22 protein-coding genes and 1 pseudogene are annotated in these 22,989 nt (G+C 36.5%); 18 read left to right on the top strand and 5 right to left on the bottom strand.

Annotated elements, in window-relative coordinates; translation table 11 throughout:
* The first annotated feature begins 5 nt into the window (after positions 1-5).
* Positions 6-1,916 carry an AMP-binding protein gene (locus AC4D4B_RS14165; protein WP_491000308.1) on the top strand — a complete coding sequence of 637 codons (1,911 nt, stop codon included), beginning with the start codon at positions 6-8 and terminating at the stop codon, positions 1,914-1,916.
* Positions 1,917-2,141: 225 nt separating this feature from the next.
* On the opposite strand, the gene AC4D4B_RS14160 is transcribed toward AC4D4B_RS14165, so the two are convergent.
* The gene (locus tag AC4D4B_RS14160) at positions 2,142-2,792 is read right to left on the bottom strand and encodes a 2OG-Fe(II) oxygenase (protein ID WP_491000307.1); all 651 of its coding nucleotides are present in this window, start codon (positions 2,790-2,792) and stop codon (positions 2,142-2,144) included.
* A 238-nt stretch (positions 2,793-3,030) separates the two neighbouring features.
* Between AC4D4B_RS14160 and AC4D4B_RS14155 the strand changes: the two genes are divergently transcribed.
* Together AC4D4B_RS14155 and AC4D4B_RS14150 are read left to right on the top strand one after the other, a co-directional pair.
* Entirely contained in the window at positions 3,031-3,480 is a 450-nt protein-coding gene (locus AC4D4B_RS14155) for a hypothetical protein (RefSeq protein WP_491000306.1), read from the top strand.
* Positions 3,481-3,727: 247 nt separating this feature from the next.
* On the top strand, positions 3,728-4,270 hold the full coding sequence (locus AC4D4B_RS14150) for a ribonuclease FAU-1 family protein (RefSeq protein WP_491000305.1): 543 nt from the start codon (positions 3,728-3,730) through the stop codon (positions 4,268-4,270).
* 207 nt (positions 4,271-4,477) lie between these two features.
* Here the strand turns inward: AC4D4B_RS14150 and AC4D4B_RS14145 are convergent, their stop codons facing one another.
* Positions 4,478-5,260 (bottom strand): SDR family NAD(P)-dependent oxidoreductase, encoded by a 783-nt coding sequence (locus tag AC4D4B_RS14145; protein WP_491000304.1) that lies wholly within the window; start codon positions 5,258-5,260, stop codon positions 4,478-4,480.
* Positions 5,261-5,459: 199 nt separating this feature from the next.
* Between AC4D4B_RS14145 and AC4D4B_RS14140 the strand changes: the two genes are divergently transcribed.
* Both AC4D4B_RS14140 and AC4D4B_RS14135 read left to right on the top strand, forming a co-directional pair.
* On the top strand, positions 5,460-5,801 hold the full coding sequence (locus AC4D4B_RS14140) for a winged helix-turn-helix transcriptional regulator (RefSeq protein ID WP_491000303.1): 342 nt from the start codon (positions 5,460-5,462) through the stop codon (positions 5,799-5,801).
* Positions 5,802-6,356: 555 nt separating this feature from the next.
* Complete coding sequence (locus tag AC4D4B_RS14135; RefSeq protein WP_491000302.1) at positions 6,357-8,828, top strand: helicase-related protein; 2,472 nt, start codon at positions 6,357-6,359, stop codon at positions 8,826-8,828.
* Positions 8,829-9,031: 203 nt separating this feature from the next.
* Here AC4D4B_RS14135 and lexA read toward each other — a convergent pair whose 3' ends face one another.
* A complete protein-coding gene (lexA, locus tag AC4D4B_RS14130; RefSeq protein ID WP_066104026.1) occupies positions 9,032-9,658 on the bottom strand; it encodes a transcriptional repressor LexA in 627 nt (208 codons plus the stop codon).
* A 154-nt stretch (positions 9,659-9,812) separates the two neighbouring features.
* Between lexA and yneA the strand changes: the two genes are divergently transcribed.
* From yneA to AC4D4B_RS14070, 12 genes and pseudogenes are all read left to right on the top strand, one after another.
* Positions 9,813-10,136: a cell division suppressor protein YneA gene (gene yneA, locus AC4D4B_RS14125; protein WP_491000301.1), complete on the top strand. Its 324-nt coding sequence runs from the start codon at positions 9,813-9,815 to the stop codon at positions 10,134-10,136.
* 69 nt (positions 10,137-10,205) lie between these two features.
* Complete coding sequence (locus tag AC4D4B_RS14120; protein ID WP_490994616.1) at positions 10,206-10,853, top strand: YneB family resolvase-like protein; 648 nt, start codon at positions 10,206-10,208, stop codon at positions 10,851-10,853.
* Positions 10,854-10,932: 79 nt separating this feature from the next.
* Complete coding sequence (locus AC4D4B_RS14115; RefSeq protein ID WP_139891586.1) at positions 10,933-11,163, top strand: DUF896 domain-containing protein; 231 nt, start codon at positions 10,933-10,935, stop codon at positions 11,161-11,163.
* A 137-nt stretch (positions 11,164-11,300) separates the two neighbouring features.
* Entirely contained in the window at positions 11,301-13,307 is a 2,007-nt protein-coding gene (gene tkt, locus AC4D4B_RS14110; RefSeq protein WP_490994615.1) for a transketolase, read from the top strand.
* Positions 13,308-13,430: 123 nt separating this feature from the next.
* A complete protein-coding gene (locus AC4D4B_RS14105) occupies positions 13,431-13,763 on the top strand; it encodes a PadR family transcriptional regulator (protein ID WP_491000300.1) in 333 nt (110 codons plus the stop codon).
* The gene (locus tag AC4D4B_RS14100; RefSeq protein ID WP_490994613.1) at positions 13,760-14,401 is read left to right on the top strand and encodes an HAAS signaling domain-containing protein; all 642 of its coding nucleotides are present in this window, start codon (positions 13,760-13,762) and stop codon (positions 14,399-14,401) included. The genes AC4D4B_RS14105 and AC4D4B_RS14100 overlap by 4 nt, the downstream gene beginning before the upstream one ends.
* 82 nt (positions 14,402-14,483) lie before the next feature.
* The gene (locus AC4D4B_RS14095) at positions 14,484-15,968 is read left to right on the top strand and encodes a DUF4153 domain-containing protein (RefSeq protein WP_491000299.1); all 1,485 of its coding nucleotides are present in this window, start codon (positions 14,484-14,486) and stop codon (positions 15,966-15,968) included.
* A gap of 362 nt (positions 15,969-16,330) precedes the next feature.
* Complete coding sequence (gene sirA / locus AC4D4B_RS14090; protein ID WP_490994611.1) at positions 16,331-16,774, top strand: sporulation inhibitor of replication protein SirA; 444 nt, start codon at positions 16,331-16,333, stop codon at positions 16,772-16,774.
* 166 nt (positions 16,775-16,940) lie between these two features.
* Positions 16,941-17,156, top strand: a complete 216-nt coding sequence (locus AC4D4B_RS14085) for a YneF family protein (RefSeq protein WP_490994610.1) — start codon at positions 16,941-16,943, stop codon at positions 17,154-17,156.
* Positions 17,157-17,414: 258 nt separating this feature from the next.
* Positions 17,415-17,516 (top strand): annotated as a pseudogene (locus AC4D4B_RS14080) (DinB family protein); the annotation flags it as partial.
* Between the two features lie 91 nt (positions 17,517-17,607).
* On the top strand, positions 17,608-18,108 hold the full coding sequence (locus AC4D4B_RS14075) for a GNAT family N-acetyltransferase (protein ID WP_491000298.1): 501 nt from the start codon (positions 17,608-17,610) through the stop codon (positions 18,106-18,108).
* A gap of 248 nt (positions 18,109-18,356) precedes the next feature.
* Positions 18,357-19,022 carry a nucleotidyltransferase domain-containing protein gene (locus tag AC4D4B_RS14070; protein ID WP_491000297.1) on the top strand — a complete coding sequence of 222 codons (666 nt, stop codon included), beginning with the start codon at positions 18,357-18,359 and terminating at the stop codon, positions 19,020-19,022.
* A gap of 970 nt (positions 19,023-19,992) precedes the next feature.
* Here AC4D4B_RS14070 and AC4D4B_RS14065 read toward each other — a convergent pair.
* Positions 19,993-20,163 (bottom strand): type II toxin-antitoxin system antitoxin, encoded by a 171-nt coding sequence (locus AC4D4B_RS14065; protein ID WP_490994607.1) that lies wholly within the window; start codon positions 20,161-20,163, stop codon positions 19,993-19,995.
* A 9-nt stretch (positions 20,164-20,172) separates the two neighbouring features.
* Positions 20,173-21,018, bottom strand: coding sequence for an SPFH domain-containing protein (locus tag AC4D4B_RS14060; protein ID WP_491000296.1), 846 nt, complete (start codon positions 21,016-21,018; stop codon positions 20,173-20,175).
* Between the two features lie 223 nt (positions 21,019-21,241).
* Between AC4D4B_RS14060 and AC4D4B_RS14055 the strand changes: the two genes are divergently transcribed.
* Positions 21,242-22,987: an ABC transporter ATP-binding protein gene (locus AC4D4B_RS14055; RefSeq protein ID WP_491000295.1), complete on the top strand. Its 1,746-nt coding sequence runs from the start codon at positions 21,242-21,244 to the stop codon at positions 22,985-22,987.
* Positions 22,988-22,989: the final 2 nt, after the last annotated feature.

Here is a 22,989-nt window from a genome sequence, read left to right as displayed (position 1 = left end):
CTTTCATGAGCCAAGTAGCCTGGATACCCGATCATCGTACGATTTCTAACCTGCGTCTTCAAAAATGGATACAAGAACTGAGCCTTAAAGATTATGACCAATTTTATGCTAAATCGATTGAAAAACCCGATTGGTATTGGGGAGAGGTCGAAAAAGAATTGGGGTTTAGTTGGAAAACACCTTATAAAAAAGTAATGGATTTATCAAATGGGATTGAATTCCCGGATTGGTATGTTGGTGGAACCTGTAATATTGTGGATTCTTGTATAGAGAAATGGATATATTCTAATCATCATGCAATCGAATATGAAAATGAAGCAGGGCATACAAGGAAAATCTCCTTTCCGCAATTATATGATTGGGTAAGCCGTGTAGCAGGAGGGTTATTGGAACAGGGGATTGTACGTGGAGACAGAATAACGATCTATATGCCAATGATTCCGGAAACCATTGTTGCCATTCTGGCTGCTGCAAAAATTGGAGCGGTTGTCTCGCCTGTATTCTCCGGTTTTGCAGAGGATGCCCTAAAAACGCGCGTAAACGCAGCAGGTTCCAAAATGATTATAACGGCAGAGTCCTATACTCGCCGTGGTAAAAAGGTTGATATGTTAAATACGGTTACAAATGTTTTAGATGAAATGAATACTTTGGAGAAAGTAGTGGTAGTGGGAGAGAGTGTGTCACATGCTCCATTTGTATCCTGGAGTGAAATTGAGGAGACAGAACCGGTGAACGTCTCTGCTGAAATGAAGAGTGATGACCCATTCATGCTCATTTATACCTCAGGGACAACAGGCAAACCAAAAGGAACAGTCCACACTCATACCGGTTTTCCGATAAAATCAGCGATTGATGCAAGGATCTCAATGGATGTGGTTAAGAGTGATAAGCTCCTCTGGATAACGGATATGGGTTGGATGATGGGACCCTTTCAGTTGTTTGCCAGTTTAATGAATGGAGCTACAATCATGCTTTATGATGGGGTGCCTGACTACCCAACGGCTAATCAGATATGGAAGTTGGTTGAAAAGTGGAAAGTTACTCAATTGGGAATTTCACCTACATTAATTCGTTCTCTTATGGCAAGAGCCGATGATTCGATTGGTTCTCATGATCTTTCATCTCTTAAAGTGTTTGGATCAACGGGTGAGCCTTGGAATCCGGATCCATGGAATTGGTTGTTTGAAAGGGTTGGGAAAAAGAAAATCCCGATTATTAATTATTCAGGAGGCACCGAAATATCCGGCGGCATTTTAGGAAATGTTTTATTGAAGCCTATTGCTCCTGTTACATTTAATTCTCCTATGCCAGGCATGGATATTACGGTTTTAAATTCATCCGGTGAATCTGTTAAGAACGAAGTGGGGGAGCTATGTATTCGTGCTCCATGGGTAGGCATGACAAAAGGCTTCTGGAATGAGAAGGAAAGATACTTGGATACATACTGGAGCACCTATAAGAATACCTGGGTCCATGGGGATTGGGTAAGTACAGACGGTGTTTTTTGGGAGATCAAAGGGCGATCTGATGATACATTGAATATAGCGGGAAAAAGAATAGGCCCGACTGAATATGAATCCATTCTTATTAAGCATGAAGATGTGATTGAAGCGGCTGCTATCAGTATTCCGGATGAGCTTAAAGGAGAATCCTGTGTATGCTTTGCCGTTTTACAAACGAATGTAAAGGGGAGTACAGAACTCGAAATTGAGCTCATGAAGCTTTTGGGCAATCAGCTTGGAAAAGCACTCAAGCCTTCAGCTATTTACTTCGTGAGCGACCTGCCAAAAACGAGAAACCAGAAAATTATGCGCCGAGTCATCAAATCTACCTTCCTTAACCAGGATGCAGGTGATTTATCCTCCTTAGTCAATCCGGAGATCGTACATGAAATTAATCAGATAAAAATAAAATGATAACCAGTTAGTTGGAAGCATGTGTGCGAATCACTTGCTGGTAAACAACTATCTGATAGTTAACCGTTGGCATGGATTAAATCCATGCTTTTTTAATTAGTTTATAGTTCATATAATTGGATTGTTGTATTCTTGAAAATTTAACTTGATAAAAATAATTTAATAGAATGTATCGGCACAAAAGAAAAAGCAAGGCATACATAATTGCCTCACTTTACTGTCCTGTTAACGAATACGCTGTTTCCGAATCCATTGAGTTGCAATCCATTTTTCACCTTTCGTGACAGGGGCACCGCCATGTAAGGTCTTTTCGTTCAGAGATTCGTCTTGGTAGAAATATTCAAAGTAAACCGCCATTCCTTTTTGTGGAGCGACTGATAAGTCTAGATGAGGGAAATACGTTTCTCCGCCTTCTTCCACATTGTTTAGGTATAAGACAATTGTACTGATTCGATTGTTTTGAGCTGCTTGACTTGTTGAAGCAAAATAATCAAAATGTGCTTTGTATTCTTGACCAGGAGTATAGCGAAGGATATGGAGATTTTCACTATGTTCAGACGGAATGTCAGTGATTTCAGCTAGTCGTTTTTCAATGCGTAAAACGGTTTCATTTTGGGCATCTTCAATGAAAGCACCTGTACTCGTACGCATGCCGTTTACTTCACGGGTTGCTCCAATGGTTGAGCGTTTCATATCTTGCTTCGCTAACTCTATCAATGTATCGCATTCCTCGTCGCTTAACACGTTTCCCAATACCACAACAAGTGGTTCACCGTGACGAGCTAAGATAGGAATTCGTCTGTTCTCTGTTTCAATGAAATGGCCTGAGTGGGGGAAAATAGGCGTTTCTTTTTGTGGATGAATGGTAGTTGTCATTTTTTTCTTCCTCTCCCATCTTTTCTCTGTTCTATTTGTTATTTTATCATGTATGTTAATAAAGCTGATTAGAATTTATATAATTATTTATGGAAGAGTAGATTTCAAAAAAATAATATATGAGATTTTGAAATGATTCGCAGTTTAGTAGAAAAAGTTATAGAGTGGAATTGTAATGATTTCAAAATAAATTTATTGAATAGAAACTAGTTTATGGTAGTGAACGGAGGGCTTGTATATGTCGCGTATTCAATTTTTGGCATCATCTAAGCCATTTATAATGCCTGAAGAAATAGAGGATTACCCTATTAATGGCATAGATGAATTAGATATGTGTTTCTCAGTGTATGAAGCAGAGAAATGGTGGTGTGATATTGTTAAACCAATATTATCAATGCCATATATATATGAAGTCGGAGCTCTTGGTAATCACTTTTTCGTTTATTTGGAGAAATATATGGATATAGGCGATGTTATCGAACTTTATGAAATACCTGTTCAACATTGGTATGAAGAATATATACAGCGTGTTCTTGAAGTTCCAGAGCCCATTATGATCAACGTTGGTAGTTACACCTACCAAAATCAATATGGATTATTTCAGCTTAACCCTAAAAAATGGGTAGAAGAGCTTAGCCATCGAACATTATTAACTGAACGTGGTGTAACCACAATTGTAAAATATTGATAACTCTCTACATTTAGGAGTTTCCACAAACGGACTTCCCCCAGTAACATAAGTAAACACGTGTAAAAGGGCTTTGGTTTTTAATATTTAACAGAGCTATTATTAAAATTTTATTGAGGTAGCAGAGATAAGAATATTAAAAGTTAAGTATAGCAATTGAGTTTTATGCGAATTAATTGGTTGAAATATAGGAGTATGCTGAGAATTTTAATAGTCTAAGAAAGTCCATAGTATTGGAGATACGTGTATGCTAAAAAGAAAATATGGTGGTCGTTTTGACTGGAACCGCATTTTAAAAAGAGAATATTCCCAAACATATCTTGAAACAAGAGAGTTCAAAGGATATATAACGTTGCTGCATGCAGTACAGGTAGTTAAGCCTTTATATGTAAATTATGGTGAGAAAAATCTTTGCATCATAGATAATGGATATATGTGGCTTCAGCAGTTTCCTTCAGATAAGAACCATTCAGTAACTACAATGTTTAATCAAAGAGGAGAGATCGTCCAATGGTATATAGATATATGTCTTTGTAATGGAATAAATAATGGCAGACCATGGATGGATGATTTATTTCTGGATATCATTCTTCTACCCTCTGGTGAGATGCTTGAGAAAGACACTAATGAATTGGAGGATGCTTTATTCAAGGGAATCATTGATAAACAACTTTATGATTTAGCTTGGAATGAAGCAAAGACCCTTAAACGTTTAATAAGCTGTGGAGAATTGGATTTGTTAAAACTATCTGCTAAGCATAAAGATCTATTAATAGATTTCCTACAATAAATATGGCTGTTTTCACATAAATTCTTGCTCTTGAATAAAAAAGGATAGGTGTCCATTATGTATCACCATTAAATGAAGAGTAAAGAGAAACCCCATTAGATGAATGTTTCTCTTCTTCTCAATTTAATTTTTCAATAGCGATTAGTTCTATATTTCCGTTTGTCTCTGCTTTATTATTAAATCGCTTAGAATTTCTAACTTCTTGTTTTAAAGCCTGCTTCCTCCGGTGGCATCAATAAAATGCCCCGTGACCCATCGTGCTTCCTCGGATGCTAAAAACATAACTACATCAGCAACATCTTCAGTTGTACCCACTCTATTGAACGCAGATAATGCAGCTGCTTGTGCAAGGCCTTCTGGGGTGGATCGCATTTCCTTGTTCATATCAGTAGCCGTAATTCCAGGCCTTACTGCATTAATTGTAACGCCTTTTGATGCAAAATGTGGGGCTAAGGCCAAAGTCAGTGTCTCAAGGGCGCCCTTGGAAGCCGCATAAATGGCTTGCATTGGAGCGGCAACACGAGTAAAGCCAGTAGAAGTGTTAATAATCCGTCCGCCGTTCGGTATATACGGGCTGGCAGCTTGAGAAAGGAAGAAAGGAGCTTTAAGGTTAACGTTCATGACATCCTCATACATTTCGATGGATGTTTCTTCAAAAGAAACTGGAGGTCCAATCCCTACGTTATTGATTAAGATGTCCAGCCGCATAGTTCCGATTTCCGAGCGAACAGTCTTTTCAAATGCAGTCCAAAGCTTATTTACACCGGAAATGCCGGTGGTTAAATCTGCTTCCAGGGCCACAGCCCTTGAGCCTATCTGCTTAATATCATCAACAACTTTTGAAGCAGCGTCTTTATTGCTGGCGTAATGAACGCCTATAAATTCCGCTCCGCCAGCAGCTAATTTTCTGGCTATTTCAGCCCCTATTCCGCGACTTGCTCCTGTAACCAAGGCAACTTTCCCGTTGAATTTCCCTTTATTCGTCGGCATATCATCTACCCCTTTTATAATAATTTTAATGCATAATTAATAGTATTGGATTATGATTATTCTGAATAGTACGATATTTTTGTGTCGTTACGATTAAATGGTGTACTAATAAGGGAGTACAACAATTCAGACACAGGTTTATTTTTGCATTAATTGATAGGGGTTATATGAACTTAGAGTAAAGGAAGAGGTGGATTTCATGATTGAATTAAATAGTGCCGATTTAACTTGCCCGTTCACTACTGCTCAGAAAGTATTGTCGGGTAAATGGTCTCTGATGATTATTTTTCATCTAAAGGACGGACCAGTACGATTCAATGAACTGTTACGGAGATTTGATGGCTTAACGCACTCATCATTGACTAAACAATTAAGGCAGCTGGAAAACTTTCAACTTATTCACCGTGAGGTTTATAATCAAGTTCCGCCAAAAGTGGAATATTCTTTAACTGACCTAGGAATAAAGCTCAATCCTACGCTTAGTATGCTGACGGAATGGGGAAACGAGTATATACAGAATTGTAATGGAGTTACAAAATAATTAACGGGGCATTCGTTGAATAGCAAGTAGAGCAAATTCCTATCTGAAGATGGCTGTACACCTCAAATTAATATTAAACAATAGTAACAATCCTTATGAAAATAGCTATAAATATAGACTAATTAAGAACCTTAACAATCACTCATTCAATATCAAATTTAGCTGAGATTGTTTATGTGGAAATTAAAGTAAGGAAGCTGATAATTCTACATAAACTGTTTTAATTCAAGTACAAGAACCTTAATATGAAAGAATAAATCAAAACTCCTCAATGAATGGGGAGTTTATTTTGTTTAATTTACTTTTGCTGGCTAAACAAAAAATGCGCCATCAAAGCAAACAAAATGGAACAATTATGATTGATCCGGTGATATTATATGTATGATTTATATAAACCAATGAACCAAGTCGATTTCATACAAAAATTAAGAATAAATAAGAGATGGCACATAATAATATTATGTAAACTAATGTATTGAATTTATAGATATACGGTTATTCGTATATATTAGCTTTATAAGAGATTTTTTATGGCAGTTGAAGGAGAACTAAATAATGGACATATTGAATAAAGGATATAAAGAAGCAGTTGAAAAAGCAAAAAATGATATTCTGAATGATATATCATTATATATGGAAGAAAGCGAAGCAAAGCCTGCTATACATGATTATTTGGAAAGCAGAGAACGTTATTTGAATCAGATTTGGAATTTAGCATGGAAGAGTCGAACGCTTCAGCGGATGAATAGAACTGAAAAAATTAAATTTTTGGGGCTGCGTGGTATAGAAACAGAAGGAGCCTCCAAGAAAGCAATTAATAAAATGGTTGAACAAGAACTTAGTGGACTAAAATCCTTTGATATGAAAAGTTGGATCCAAGATTACTTTGGAGAAACAGAAGAACGATGGAATGAATTATTTGAAACAGTAAAGCTAAAAAAATTGAAAGGGAATTATGAGAATACCGTTATCAAAGATGAGGCCTTAAGTATTTTGAGCAGTAATAAGCTTTATTTTTATTTAAAGCTCAGATATAAAGTGGCAAATCAATTACAAAAGGATATAGCAAATGTGAAGGGTTTCAATCAAGCCCAATTTGAAACGCTCAACGATCTCTTATATTGGGGATATGACGTATACCAGGATGATACTGTTTTTGACGAATATATTTATCAAAATCTGATTGATACCTTTGTTTACGAAACCATATACCCATTTATAGTATCAGAATTGCCGAATCAGATTATAGACCAATATGAGAATTTGTATAAAGGGTCGATTAATCATAAGCTGATCAGGCAACTGATCGGCGGATATATTAGTGAATTTCAATGGGAATATGAAAGTGAAATAGAACAGGAATTGATAGAGGACCTTATTGATGTTCGAACCCACCCGGATGAATTTGATATACAAATGCCGTTATACCATACTCAGCACAAAGAAAGAATTGAAAAAAGAGAACAGAAATTAGAAGAGCTGAGGAAACAGGAAGAAATAAAACAAAAGAAACTGGATGACATCTTTGGTGTGGAATACAAGACGACCGTTTATAGTAACACTAAATATATTCTGCATATTGGAGAAACAAATACCGGTAAAACCTATCAGGCGTTAAATAGATTAAGGCAAGCTGCATCTGGTATATACCTGGCACCTTTAAGATTATTGGCACTTGAAGTATATGAAACGCTTAAAAACAACGGAATTGCCTGTGCATTAAAGACAGGTGAAGAAGAAAAGGATATTGCAAATGCCACGCATTATTCCTGCACAATTGAAATGTTTACCGAGAAAGATGAATTCGATGTCATGGTTATAGACGAAGCGCAAATGATCGCAGATAAAGATCGTGGGTTTTCTTGGTTTAGAGCTATTAATAAAGCGCGTGCTCGGGAAGTTCACATCATAGGCAGTCACAACTCTAAAAGGATGATTTTGAATCTGCTTCAGGGAAATGATATAGAAATTCATGAATACAAACGGGATATACCGCTTATTGTAGAGAAAAAACCTTTTAAGATTGAACATGCCAAGGCAGGGGATGCTTTGATTGTATTTTCTCGAAATAAAGTGCTTCAAACCGCTTCAAAGCTGGAGAGAAACGGCCATAAAGTAAGTGTAATCTATGGAAGTATGCCTCCTGAGACAAGAGCTAAACAAATTCAGAGGTTCATTAACAGGGAGACGCGAGTGATTGTATCTACAGATGCTATCGGGATGGGGCTCAATCTACCGATTAGGCGGGTCGTTTTTCTCGAAAATGATAAATTTGATGGCACGAGAAGGCGTTTATTGACCTCTCAGGAAGTAAAGCAGTTAGCAGGACGTGCCGGCCGTAAAGGTATATATAATGAAGGAAGAGTGGCATTTACTGATCAAATTGGTTTAATGAAACGATTGTTGAATGGTGAAGACCGACCAATCAGTACATTTACAATAGCTCCTACACAGGGTGTATTTGAACGCTTTAAACGTTATCATTCCAGCTTTGATCAATTCTTTGAATTATGGGATGAATTTAAAAATCCTGCCGGGACAACAAAAGCGCCGCTTACTCAGGAAAAAGCTTTATATCATTTAATTCGCCATGAACAAATAGAAGGACGAATGTCGATAACTGATTTATACGGTTTTCTGCATTTACCTTTTTCAGCGACTGAGGAGAGCCTCGTAAATCAATGGCTCTATAATATGAAAGCCATTGTGGATAGAAGAGAATTGAGAGAGCCTTTAATAAAGAAAGATTCCTTGGATGAACTTGAATTATCTTATAAATCAGTAGGACTGCATTTATTGTTTTTGTATAAATTAGATCGAAGAAGTGAAACGGTCTATTGGGAGCGAGTAAGAGAAGAAATCAGTTCAGACGCACATAATCAGTTAAGAAAAGGGGTTAAAAAATATCAAACAAAGTGTCGATCATGCAATAAGCCGTTAAGCTGGAATTATCCATTTGCTATTTGCCAATCGTGTTATGAAGAGAGTAAACGATCAAGATACTATTACAAAGGATGGGATATATAGGACATTTAAGCTTGCAATCATAATGGTTGCAAGCTTTTTGTATTACATAATTATATTATGTAAACTACGAGATAAATAAAAGCATTAATCTATTTATAAAGTGGAATATGCCAATCCTTAAATGCATAAGTTTAATAGAGAAAATAGAGATAATAGATTTTAAACACATAAGTAGAACCGGCTGAAAGCCGGTCCCAACGTTCTTATTGAATGTTTCTGTATAACCCGATCACTTTGCCCAAGATACTGACATTTTGTAGAATGATAGGCTCGAGCATAGAATTTTCCGGCTGCAGACGGAAATGAGTATCTTCTTTAAAGAAACGTTTTACGGTAGCTTCATCATCTTCAGTCATGGCTACGACAATTTCGCCATTGTTTGCTGTATGCTGCTGGCGAACAATTACATAGTCACCGTTAAGTATTCCAGCTTCAATCATACTGTCACCCATAATTTCAAGCATAAACACATTTTCATCGGCAGGAGCCATATGCTCAGGTAGAGGGAAGTATTCTTCTATATTTTCGATAGCTGTAATAGGCTGCCCAGCAGTTACTTTCCCGATTAATGGTACATTAACTGAATTTGTTTTTGGAATATGGTCATGTGGATCCATATCCAGGATTTCAATAGCACGTGGTTTAGTAGGATCTCGTCTAATAAGCCCTTTGCTTTCCAATCGCGCTAAGTGACCATGAACCGTGGAACTTGAAGCCAGTCCGACTGCTTCTCCGATTTCTCGAACGGAAGGTGGATAGCCCTTCGTTTTAACTTCTTCTTTAATATATAGCAAAATATCCTGTTGCCGTTTGGATAATTTAGTAGTCATCTCCCGCACCTCTTTTAGCTTTTCTTGTTTTTAGTATATCATTTCCTGTTTAACAGTACAAACATAAGTTCGTTTTTTGTGTTGACACAAAACGTTTGTTCGGTTTATACTTAGTTTATATTAAACGAACATACATTCGATGGGGGTTTTATTAATGAAAAAATTATGGACTTCTTATAATTATTCCATCTTGTTTTTTATAGGTCTTTTCTTATTAATAACTACAATGATAGTAACAAATATTGAAGCACCGAAAGATGATTATCAACAAATCACGGTTAAAAAAGGAGATACAGTTTGGGATATGGCTGAACGTTTTGATGGCAGCGAATTGACACAGACTGAATTTGTCTCTTGGGTTCAGGAACATAATGACTTGCACATTAATCATTTAAAGGAAGGGCAAACGATTGTGATTCCTGTAAAGAAAATGAATGAAAATACAGAAATGCTACACTTAGCAGATTCTGATAAATAACTATATAATCAGTAAGGTCGGGAATTTTTCCCGGCTTTATCTATATGTAAAGAAGAATGGTGAGAGAAAATGAAGGTTGGAATTTATTGCAGAGTCAGCACAGATAAAAGTTCTCAGGAAACATCACTGGAAAGGCAGGAGCAGGAGTTAACAAGACTGGCTGCCATAAAGGGGTTCGAGGTTGTCATAATCGAAAAAGAACAAGCCAGTGGATATGACTTAGAACGAGAAGGCATTCTAATCTTGCTGGAAAAAATGAAAAATAGAGAAATCGAGGGGCTCTTGATTCAGGATGAAACAAGACTTGGCAGAGGAAATGCCAAGATTGCTCTATTACATTGCATCTATAAAGAAGGGGTAAAATTATATACGGTTACTCATAATGGTGAGCTTGAGGTTTCTGAAACAGATGCCATGCTTTTGCAAATCATCAGTATAGTAGAGGAATATCAGCGGAAATTACAAAACAGTAAAATTAGAAGAGGGATGAAACGAGCAATTGAAAATGGATATAAACCACAAAGAAATTTGGCAAATCAACATCTTGGAGGCGGAAGAGAAAGGTCAGAGGTACCATTACAGGAGGTCATTGAGCTGCGTATTAAAGGATTAACATTTGCTGAAATTACGGAGAATTTAAACAGAAAAGGCTATGATCTCTCAAAGGCTACCATTCACCGGAGATATTCAGAATATATGAAAAAGAATCCTAATTAATAGTTCATTCTTGAAAATTACGCAATTTTTCTATACGATGACAATATCTACTTATATTTTAAATAGAAGGAGCAATACTATGCTGCCAATGCATAAAATTAAAAGAATTAATGAATTATCTAAGAAATCAAAAACAGTAGGCCTTACAAAAGAAGAAGCCACTGAACAATCTCTCCTAAGGAAAGAGTATTTGGAAACCTTCCGTACCTCAATGCGAAATACGGTTGAAGGTCTGACAATCATCGATCCCGAAGGTAAGGATGTTACACCTGAAAAAATAAAAAAACTACGTAATAAAAAATTACATTAAGGGTATAGCATAATAGGTTAGACTCCAAAAAATATCTTAAGGAGTGACGATTTTGTAGCATTTACCAACAAAGTCTTGTCAACCTGTTTATACTTCATTAATATAAATTAGAAGGTTAATCTGAAAGGATGTAGGCAATGTTCACAGAAAAAGATAATTTATCTATCACAGCTATTCGTACACTTTCAATCGATGCAATTGAAAAAGCTAACTCAGGTCATCCTGGTATGCCTATGGGAGCAGCTCCTATGGCATATACACTTTGGACCAAATTTATGAACCATAATCCAAAAAATCCGGATTGGTTTAACCGTGATCGTTTTGTATTATCAGCAGGACATGGTTCCATGCTTTTATACAGCTTGTTGCACTTATCAGGTTATGGCCTTGAGATGGAAGAGATTAAGAACTTCAGACAATGGGGCAGTAAAACACCTGGACATCCTGAATATGGTCATACAAAAGGCGTAGAAGCTACAACCGGACCACTTGGCCAAGGTATTGCGATGGCAGTAGGTATGGCAATGGCGGAACGTCATTTGGCGGCAGTTTACAATAAAGACAACTTTGATGTTGTAGATCATTTTACATACAGCATTTGCGGAGATGGAGATTTAATGGAAGGGGTATCAGCTGAAGCTGCTTCTCTTGCTGCCCATTTAAAATTGGGACGTTTAGTAGTCCTATATGATTCCAATGATATCTCTCTTGACGGCGAATTAAACATGAGCTTCTCTGAAAGTGTTGCTGAGCGTTTTAAAGCTTACGGATGGCAATACATTCGCGTAGAAGACGGTAATGATTTGAATGAAATTGCTAAAGCGCTTGAAGAGGCTAAAACAGATCTTGACCGTCCAACTATGATTGAAGTAAAAACAGTTATCGGATACGGTGCTCCAAATAAATCCGGTAAATCAGCTGTACATGGTGCTCCGCTTGGCGAAGACGAAATGAAATTGACTAAAGAATATTACAAATGGACATTCGAAGAAGATTTTTATGTACCACAGGAAGTTTATGACACATTCGAAGAAACTGTTGTAAAAGCTGGTGCTAAAAAAGAAGAAGAATGGAACCAATTATTTGAAAGCTATAAAAACGAATACCCTGAACTTGCTGCTCAACTAGAAACAGCAATCAAAGGCGAATTACCTGAAGGCTGGGATAAGGATATTCCTGTTTATGAAGCAGGAAAAGCCGTTGCTACACGTAATTCAGGTGGGGAAGTATTAAATGCAATCGCAAAAAATCTTCCATCTTTATTTGGTGGATCCGCTGACTTAGCTGGATCAAACAAAACGATGCTGAAGGGCGAAAAAGATTTCTTGCCAGGCTCCTATGATGGCCGTAACATTTGGTTTGGAGTACGTGAATTTGGTATGGGTGCTGCATTAAACGGTATGGCACTTCACGGTGGTGTGCATGTGTATGGAGGAACATTCTTTGTATTCTCTGATTACCTGCGTCCAGCTATTCGTTTAGCAGCGTTAATGAATCTTCCTGTCACATATGTATTTACGCATGACAGTATTGCTGTTGGAGAAGACGGTCCAACTCATGAACCAATTGAGCACTTGGCTGCATTGCGTGCTATGCCTAATGTTTCACTTATCCGTCCGGCTGACAGCAATGAAGTGGCAGCTGCATGGAAAGCGGCATTAACAAGCAAGTCTGCACCAACTGCATTAGTATTATCCCGCCAAAACTTAACTACGTTGCCGCTATCAGCTGAATTAGCTGAAGAAGGCGTTGCTAAAGGTGGATATGTGGTTTCACCTTCCAATAAGGATACTGCCGATGCTATATTGTTAGCATCTGGATCTGAAGTAGGATTGGCTGTTCAAGCACAGGCTATTTTAGCGAATGACGGCATTGATGTATCGGTTGTAAGCATGCCATCATTTGATCGCTTTGAAGCTCAATCTGCTGAATATAAAGAATCTGTTATCCCTTCAACTGTTAAGAAACGCTTAGCAATTGAATTAGGTACATCTTTTGGATGGGACCGTTATACAGGTGATGAAGGACAAATATTAGCAATGGATCGCTTTGGAGCTTCCGGCCCTGGTGAATTGTTAATGGAAAAATTCGGATTCACTCCATCTAATGTGGTTTCTTTAGTAAAAGAAATGCTACAAAAATAAAATATATTTATTAAAAATCACCAGGGGGTTTTTCTCTGGTGATTTTTTTTATGAATATATTTACAAACAATTCCAAATGATGTATGTTTGATATGTACCTAATATTTCTAGGTAGGTGAAGAAATGTTTAATCGTGAACTTGTAAAAGGAAGTACATCACTTCTTGTTCTGCAGCTTTTGCAAGAAAGAGATATGTATGGGTATGAATTAGTGAAAGAAATGGATCACCGCAGTGACCATGGATTTCAGATGAAGGAAGGTACGCTGTATCCTGCTTTGCATAAGCTTGAAAAACAGGAATATATAGAGTGCTACTGGGTTGAACAAGAGAAGGGACCCGCTCGTAAGTATTACCGTATTACCTTGGCTGGCAAAGAGATGCTAGAGATTAAAACAAACGAATGGAATCGATATGTCCAGGTCATGAACAAGGTAATGGGGAGAACAGAAACATGAGACGGGCTGAAGAAGATTATTTAAGTCAGCTTGATCGATTACTGGGTGCCCATCCTGATAAAACGGCTATTATGGAAGAATATAAGTTGCATATTTCTGAAATGGCCTGCGACATCATTTATGAGGATGAGTCACCCGATTTAATCTATAAAGAACTATCAATGCGGCTAGGTACACCAGAAGAAGTTGCTTTATCCTGGAAACAGGAACTAACCCTTACACCAAGAAAAACAAGGTGGATCTTTGCAGGAATTAACTTGTCCTTATTTATAAGCGGAATCTTGTTAACATTTATCAACCATACATATGATTGGAATTGGGCCAAGGAAATATGGTCGTTGCTAACATCGATTCCTGTACTTTTAATGGCCATCTATATTGGTTTTTGGATCTTGCTTGGTTATGAAATTGGCAAGGAATTTGGACATCAGGGCAGAAAGCTTATTAAAAAAACGTTTTTGATTACGGTGATACCTAACATTACCTTAATGTATTTGGTTATCTTTAACCTCGTACCAGATCAATGGTTTGACCCCTTACTGGATAAGCCATTTATTATTGCCTGTGTATTTTGTACGTTTATCTTATATCCAGTCAGTATTGCTGGGTATCTATGGGGGAAGAAAGCCTCGCTTTGACTATTTGCCTATATACATAGAATAACTATGTATATTTATCACTATATACCTAGAAAAACTAGGTAGAGGGGGGATTCTTAATATGGATATTCAGTTTAAAAAAGAAGATAAAGTATTTTTATTGTTATGTATAGTCCTAGGCTTTTTGGCTGAGTTATCTTTTTTACATGGAGAAGTAGGGATTTCCTATCCGTTGTTCTTATTTGCTTTTTATGGTCTGTTTTTTTGGAGATTTCGGAAAACCAAATTTACTCATATGCGAATTGGAAGCCTTTTGATGGTTTGTATTTGGATTCTTGGTTTATCTTATTTCTATCAATCTAACGTCCTTTTTTATCTAACGAATGGGTTGGTTATACCTATCCTTGTAGCAGCTCAGCTAACACTTATGACAAATCAACAAAAAATTGATTGGAGCAGAGTCAATTTTATTAAACAATTGAAAACGAAGCTGGTAAACAGTATTAAATACAATGAGCAATTCATCTCCTACATCCTAAAAAAAATTCGAAAAGAGGGAGCAGAAGAAACGGGGGGCATGGCTAAAAGTATCGCTTTGGGAATTGTAATTGCCTGTCCGGTGCTCGTCATTATCATTCTATTGCTCGTATCGGCAGACAGTCATTTTCAAGCGATATTTATGCACATCCCTGACTGGTTATTTTCTGTACACATAGGTGAATTCTTTGGTAGATTGATAATTATTATCCTATTCTCTCTATTGTTTTTTGGTTTTTTAAATGTATTACATTTAAAACAACCGCAAACACTGTCCTCAAGCATGAAAGAGGCTGGAAATCTCCAGTTCGATTCAACCATTGTTACAACGATTCTGGTCCTAATCAATGGAGTCTATTTATTATTTACAGTTGTCCAGTTTAAATATTTCTTTAGCAGTCCGCTTCTCAATGATATGACTTATGCTTCAAGCGCGAGAACAGGATTTGCCCAGTTAATGTTGGTTACCCTCATAAATTGGTCCATACTACTTGGAACCTTAAAGTATGTATCTGTTCAAATGAACGCTGCTAAAAGGCTTATACAGGTCCTTCTCAATCTTTTAATCGTATTTAGCGGAGTTATGCTAACCTCGGCTTTTATGCGCCTCTATATGTATGAAGAGGCCTATGGATATACGATTCTAAGAATACTAGCACACACGGTAATGCTTTATCTGGTTGTCATTTTCACCTATACATTAGTGAAAATCTGGCTTGAACGAATTGCATTAAGACATTTTTATTTTTTAACCGGTTTATTGTTTTACACTGGATTGCACATCGTTCAACTGGATCAACTAATCGTTGATAAAAATATAAGTAGATACAAAGAAACAGGCAAAATTGATCTATATTATTTAAACGAACTATCCTATACAGGATTATCTGGACTGATTGATTTATATGAATCAGACCCTGATTCAGGTGAATTGAAACAACTATTATCAGTCCAATATGAGCAAATGAGGAACACTGATTATACTTGGCAGTCCTATAATATTTCCAGAGTTGAAGTTTATGAAAGGTTAGAAAATCTTAACCTCACGGAACATGAACAAGGCAGTTAGGAGTATATGGTTTAATAATCCTAACGAAAAATTCGCCAAAAAATAAATGTGTAATCAACGAAGTATTTAAGTAGAAGTGTTCAGAATTCAATCTAATTGGATAAATAAGAAAGACAACGCCAGGAATCCTTCCCAGTGTTGTCTTTCTTTGTTCTGAATATGTAGTCAGTCAAATTACAGAATTATACATATGATTGATAGTGAAAAGAGTAAATCATATGTATAATGGGTATAAGAGATTAATTTGAAAAGTCAAAAAATTAATCCGCTCGACAAAATTAGAACAACTCTGCACGTTCATTTTACATAATATGCAACAATAGTTTTTTATACTATATGTAAAGAGAATTGGAGGTAAGAGTATGCGCACTTATATTATTTATTTAATAGAGAATGAATTTGCACGTCATTACTATGGACGAGAATATATGTTTTTTAATTTATTCCAGGATTACGAACAATCTGAAGGAGATAAGAAAAAAATACTTCGCAGGCAAATTAACTTTGTTACTAAAAAGATTCATGCACAGCTTTTTACCTCTTTTATGGAAAATCAATTATTGGAAAATAAAGATTGTTATATGGAAAATGGGGTATATTATATCAGAAAGCGAAATGTCGGCCAAAGCGAAGCAAGCTTAGGATATCGCAATCATTCATTGATTCTGCATGCTACTGGAACATATGAATGTGAGACCATATTTTTTGAGTGGCTCAGGCAGTGGAATCCATATTTTTTAGCCTTGGATACAACCAAAGATCGTTGCGCTTGGCTCAGGCCTATTAAACAGAGATTATATGTGTGAAGCAGAATAAAACAGATTCCACTATAAAATCGTTATAAATGCCGTGGAATTTATTCTATTATGTCTGTTTGTATCAAAATCTGATAGAAATATCACAATAGTTATGGTATTATTACTTTGGTTTAGTACAATGTCTTTGTGACAGCACGGAGGAGGTAGTTTAGGTATGCTATATTATATTCTTACGGCAGTGATTGCTTTGCTTGCTGGTGTGGCTTTAGGATTCTTTATCGCCCGTAAATACATGATGGACTATTTAAAGAAAAACCCACCAATCAATGAACAAATGATTAAAATGATGATGACACAAATGGGTATGAAGCCATCCCAAAAGAAAGTAAATCAAATGATGAATGCGATGAACAAACAACAAGGGAAATAAGCCTTGTCTGGATTCTAAGGTGTCGTCACCATACTGTATAGATTAATTTTTGTAATTTGGTTTATCTTTTTTTAGATACATAAGTCAAATTGGTTAATCTTCAATTAGACCGTCTTTTTCTGAAAAATGTTCAGAAGGAGATGGTCTTTTTATGTTGTTAAAGACGGCATATAAGTATAGCGGAAGAAGGATTATAAAATCTTTTATAGAATAATAATCAATGGTGTTGTTTAAATGATGTGTTCTTTAGGGGCTGGACTAAACGATGATTGGTTATATGAAGATCGACTATGGGATAACCACCCATCTAATAACTATTTCATCTGGTTTCACGTATTTGAAGGCGAAATTAACCATTGAGGACAAATAAGAATGATTAGTATGCAGGTTATCTTCAGTGAAGGTCTTGGCCTATTAGGTTTTTGGATATTGTTTAGTGGGGGATTTAATAATGTTAATTAGAGAGATACAACCCTTGGATGCCGAAAAATTTATATGTTTAATTAAGCAAGTTGAATCAGAAGCTAAGTTTATGCTTATGGAAGCAGGAGAAAGAAAAACCACTCCTGAACAGCAACGTAAACAATTAGAAAGTATTAAGAAGCAAAGTAATTCAACAATATTTGTTGCAGAAAAAGAAGATGGAGAACTTGTTGGCTATTTGATAGCCATTGGCGGTAGCGTAAAGAGAACAAAGCACTCTGCATATCTAGTGGTTGGTATTTTAGAAAAATACAGAGCTCACGGTATAGGAACAAGTTTATTTCAAAGATTAGAAGAGTGGGCAAGAAACTTTAATATATCAAGATTGGAATTAACAGTTGTTACTCAAAATGAAGCAGGTATTTCTTTATACAAGAAAAGTGGATTTGTGATAGAAGGTATAAAAAGAAAATCATTGCTAATCGATGATGAATTTTATAACGAGTATTTTATGTCTAAAATATTTTAATCTCACGTACTAAGCTAACAGGGCATTGATCTACAACGTTAAGAGATAAAAAAGTTACCAAATACGATTTTGGGGACTGTAATGCACTATAATTAAAGTTACCAAACGTCGCTTTGGGAACGATATTACGTATTTATAAAAAGGGTGCGATACCCCCCTTTTAGATTACTTCCAGTAACCATTATCTTATGCTAGAATAACAAAACCTACTGCATTTACCGCGGCGAATAAAGAAAGGTTGATGCAAAATGAACAAATGGTTACAACAATTTAAAGAAACATTACTCAATGAATTCGGAGAGAGTATCCAATTCATTGGCTTACAAGGCAGTCGCGCTCGCAATGAAGCAACTGAAAACAGCGATATTGATGTAGTTGTTATTTTCGATACACTAACTATTGATAAATTAAAAAGATACGAAGTAGTCGTCCAAACGATGCCTGACCGTCATTTACTTTGTGGCTTTGTAGGGGGGATGGATGACCTCAATATTTGGGATAAAGCAGATTTATTTACGTTTATCTATGATACAAAAACCATCTATGGGCAGCTAGCTATTTCGAAAACAGCCATTACAACAGCTCATGTGAAAAAGTTTGTCCGTTCAACAGCTGGAAACATTTATCACATGACCCTACACAATTATTTACATGGAAAGTCTACTGAAATGATTCATGGTTTATTTAAAAACGCTCGCTTTGCGATTCAAGGAAATGTTTTTTTACAACAAACTGAATTCATCTCCCAACTAAATGAATTATCAACAGTTACAAAGGGTTACGACACTGATGTTATAACTCGTCTCATTTCATTAAAAAATAATGCACAAGTCGATTTGGACAAGGATACAGAACTATTATTAGCTTGGTCAAAAGAAATATTGCAAGCTGTAAAAGACGAAACATTGAGTTAATCTCTAGGAAAATATTGAATTAACAACGGCGTTAAATTAGTTTTAATCAATCTTTTTCTATATTATAAAATTAAGGTTAGCGGCATAAATTTGATTAAACATTATTTTAAATCAACAGCAGTTCAGTTAATTTGGAGCTTAGCAGTCTAACTTACTTATACAATTTCATTCAAAATAATGTTCCCAAATCAAAGTTTGGGGGTATAAGAAAAAGCGCTAAGTATTGTTATTTCAACGTTTAGCGCTTTTCATATGTCACATTATTTATACGGTGTTTTATGCACGTTTCCACAAAGCTAGTACCAGCAACAGGTTCAGCGTGTTTTGATGCTGGCTGTGTTCATCATGATGTTGAATAAAATTGTGCATATTTTTAAAGTTCCTTAACGTACAACATTTCCGAAATGTGGGTTGTACCCCTATACAAATAAAAAGTTTGATTATATATAATCAAACTCAAAACCTTTAAATATAAGGTATAGTTTTATTTTATTATACTATTCACCCTATATTAAGCCAGTTGAATACCGTTTTTTTGTAATAAGTTCAAGACATTACAATTACATCTAATAAAGAGAGGCTGGGACATACGTATTTCAGTCAATGATAAATCCGAACTACTAGGTGATATTTATATTTCGCCTAATAGTTCGGATTTTTATTTGTTTTCAATAGATTAGTTACTTCTATATACCATTATTAAACTTAGTGGAATGGAGCGGAAGCCACCGACTCCTGCGGGAAATAGAGGAAAGGCTGAGACCTGAGCAAGGCACAGCCGAGGAGGCTAAAGCCTTCCTCCCATGGAAAGCGAGTGGAGTAAGCGCGCAATGGAACGAACTTTTTTAACTCTTTAATAAGTAACAAAGTCGAAAATAGATATCGTTTGTCTCTTCAGGAACGTTTATAAGTTATGTCCCATCCTCAAACATAGATAGAGATTAATAAGATATTTAAAAATCTAAAGAGATTAATTTTTTCGATCTTGATCATCCTTCAATCGGCCTGCTTTTTTTACGGCTTCTTTTAAGAGGATTTCTATTTGAGCATTTACGCTGCGAAGTTCATCATCTGCCCATTTTTCAATTGCGTCATAAAGTTTAGGATCTATTCTTAGCGGATATGCTTTTCTTTTGGCCATCTTAAAAACCTAGTGAATGCTTCCTGTATTAATAATTGGCTGCGAACCCTTTTCTGAAACAATTGCAACCATTAAGTTATTGACCATTTGTGCTTTCTTGTCTTCATCAAGTTCAACAATATCTTCATCCGCCAATTGGTCAATCGCACTTTTTACCATTCCTATGGCACCATCAACAATTACCTTACGGGCAGCCAGCACAGCCTGGGCCTGTTGTCTTTGTAACATAGCGGAAGCAATCTCAGAAGAATAGGCTAGATGCATGATTCGTGCTTCAAGCACATCCACACCAGCTACTTCTAAACGTTTTTGTAAATCCTCTGCTAAAAAAACAGCAATTTCATCACTATTTCTCCTTAATGATAGATCGGTTTCTTTGTCAAAGTGGTCATAGGCGTATTGGCTTGCGATATGACGAATTCCCGTTTCACTTTGAATTTGGACAAATTCTTTATAATCCTTCACATCAAAAGTTGCCTTCGCACTATCATTGACGCGGTATACCACCACGGCAGCAATTTCAATCGGATTACCTTCTAAATCATTTACCTTTAGAGTATCGCTATTGAAGTTTATGACACGCAGTGAAACGCTGGATTTGATAGTAAAAGGTATTGCCAACCATAGACCTTGATCCCGTATAACTCCTACATATGTTCCGAAAAATGTTAATACTTTTGCTTCGTTTGGTTGGACAATGGTGATGCCAGATAATAATACGGCAACAGCTATTAATAATACGATTGGAAGTACAGTTGATCCATTTACCAATAGATAAGCACTAATGCCGATAATGACCAACCCTGCAAGGACACCTAAATAACCATTCATTTTAACTGCATTTTTTTCACCCATCTTAACGCCTCCTATATATCAAAGTGATATCACAATTATATCACTTATTTAGTTAGACAGTTAGCATTTTTGTAAAAAATATACAAAACATTCTGTTTAACTGTGTAGAGCAACTGATAAAGCACACCTATATAATTATTTAGAAAGTTTGAAATAATCTTTCTTTGGTTTATTTGATTTGCTAAAATAAGGAGGCCTTATAAAAGAGAAAAGGAGGGCGTTTGTGAAAATCTTTGTAAAATTAAAATGGTTTTTTAAGAAAGAAAAAAAAGCGTACATAATTGGGATCATTATGTTATTATTCGTTGCTATTTTGCAACTGATTCCACCTAGAATTATAGGGATTGTAGTTGATCAAATTAACAATGATTCCCTGACAGGTACAGGTCTTTCGAAATGGATGACTATTTTAATTGCTTCGGGTGTTGGGATGTACATATTGAGATATTTTTGGCGAATCCAAATTTTTGGTTCAGCCGTGAAGTTAGCAAGAGAACTTCGTTATCGATTATTTGATCATTTTACGAATATGTCGTCATCCTTTTACCAGCGTAAGCGCACCGGGGATTTGATGGCACATGCGACCAATGACTTAAATGCAATCCAGCAAACCGCAGGCAGCGGTGTCCTATCCTTGGTTGATTCGCTAACAACCGGCGGGTTTGTTGTCCTGGCTATGGCCTTTATTGATTGGCGTTTAACCTTGTTTGCATTGCTTCCTATGCCGGTTATTGCCGTCTCAACAAGCTATTATGGGAAGCTATTACATAAAAGATTTAGGTCTGCTCAAGCCGCCTTTTCTGAATTGAATGATAAGACCCAGGAAAGCATAAATGGGATTAAAGTGATCAAGACCTTTGGCCAGGAAAGAGAGGATATTGAATCCTTCCGTTCTTCCTCTAATGATGTAGTAGATAAAAACATATCTGTGGCCCGTATAGATGCCTTGTTTGATCCAACGATCAGTGTAATGGCGGGGCTTTCTTATTTTATTTCAATCGCTGTTGGCGCAAAATATGTGATGGAGGGCAGTTTGACGATTGGTGAACTTGTTTCCTTTTCAACCTATCTGGGATTATTGATTTGGCCGATGCTTGCTTTTGGGTTCTTATTTAATATCGTGCAACGTGGGAACGCCTCTTATGATAGGATTGCTGAACTCCTAGCTGAGAAAACTGATGTTTTAGATAAAGTTGGTGCTCTTAACGAACGAGCCAGTGGTGATATAGAATTTGAGATTTCATCCTTTACTTATCCTGATGAAAAGAATCCTGTACTGGAGGATCTCTCATTTACAATAAAAAAAGGTGAAACTCTTGGAATAGTTGGGAAAACGGGTGCAGGTAAAACGACCTTATTAAAATTGTTGATTAGGGAATTTGAGACAACAGAAGGGTGTATAAGGATTGGAGGACATGAAAACCAAAGTTATACGTTGAGATCCTTACGAGAAGCAATTGGATATGTACCGCAGGATCCTTTTTTATTTTCAGCAACGGTAGGTGAGAATATCGCTTTTGCTAGACCGAATGCTACACAAGAAGAAATTGAAGAGGCAGCAATACTTTCATATATTCACTCTGATATTGAAGCCTTTACGGAAGGATATCATACGGTTGTAGGTGAGCGTGGAGTCTCACTTTCTGGCGGTCAAAAGCAAAGAATCAGTATAGCAAGGGCATTGATGCTTGATCCTGAAATCTTAATTTTGGATGACTCACTATCGGCAGTCGATGCCAAAACAGAGGCAACGATCCTCCAGAATTTAAAGGAAAACAGAGTACACAAAACAACGATTATCACATCCCATCGGTTGAGTGCTATCCAGCATGCCAATCTAATCATTGTTCTCAAGGAGGGTAAAATCATTCAAAGAGGTACGCATAGGGAGTTAATGGACTTGGAAGGCTGGTATAAAGAGATGTACCAACAGCAACAATTAGAAGAATTAGTGGAACAGGGGGGATAAGG

It is taken from the genome of Pradoshia sp. Z6_59, assembly GCF_058267515.1.
The sequence above is the reverse complement of the archived record's forward strand: the minus strand, read 5'-3'. Positions and strand labels throughout refer to the sequence as shown.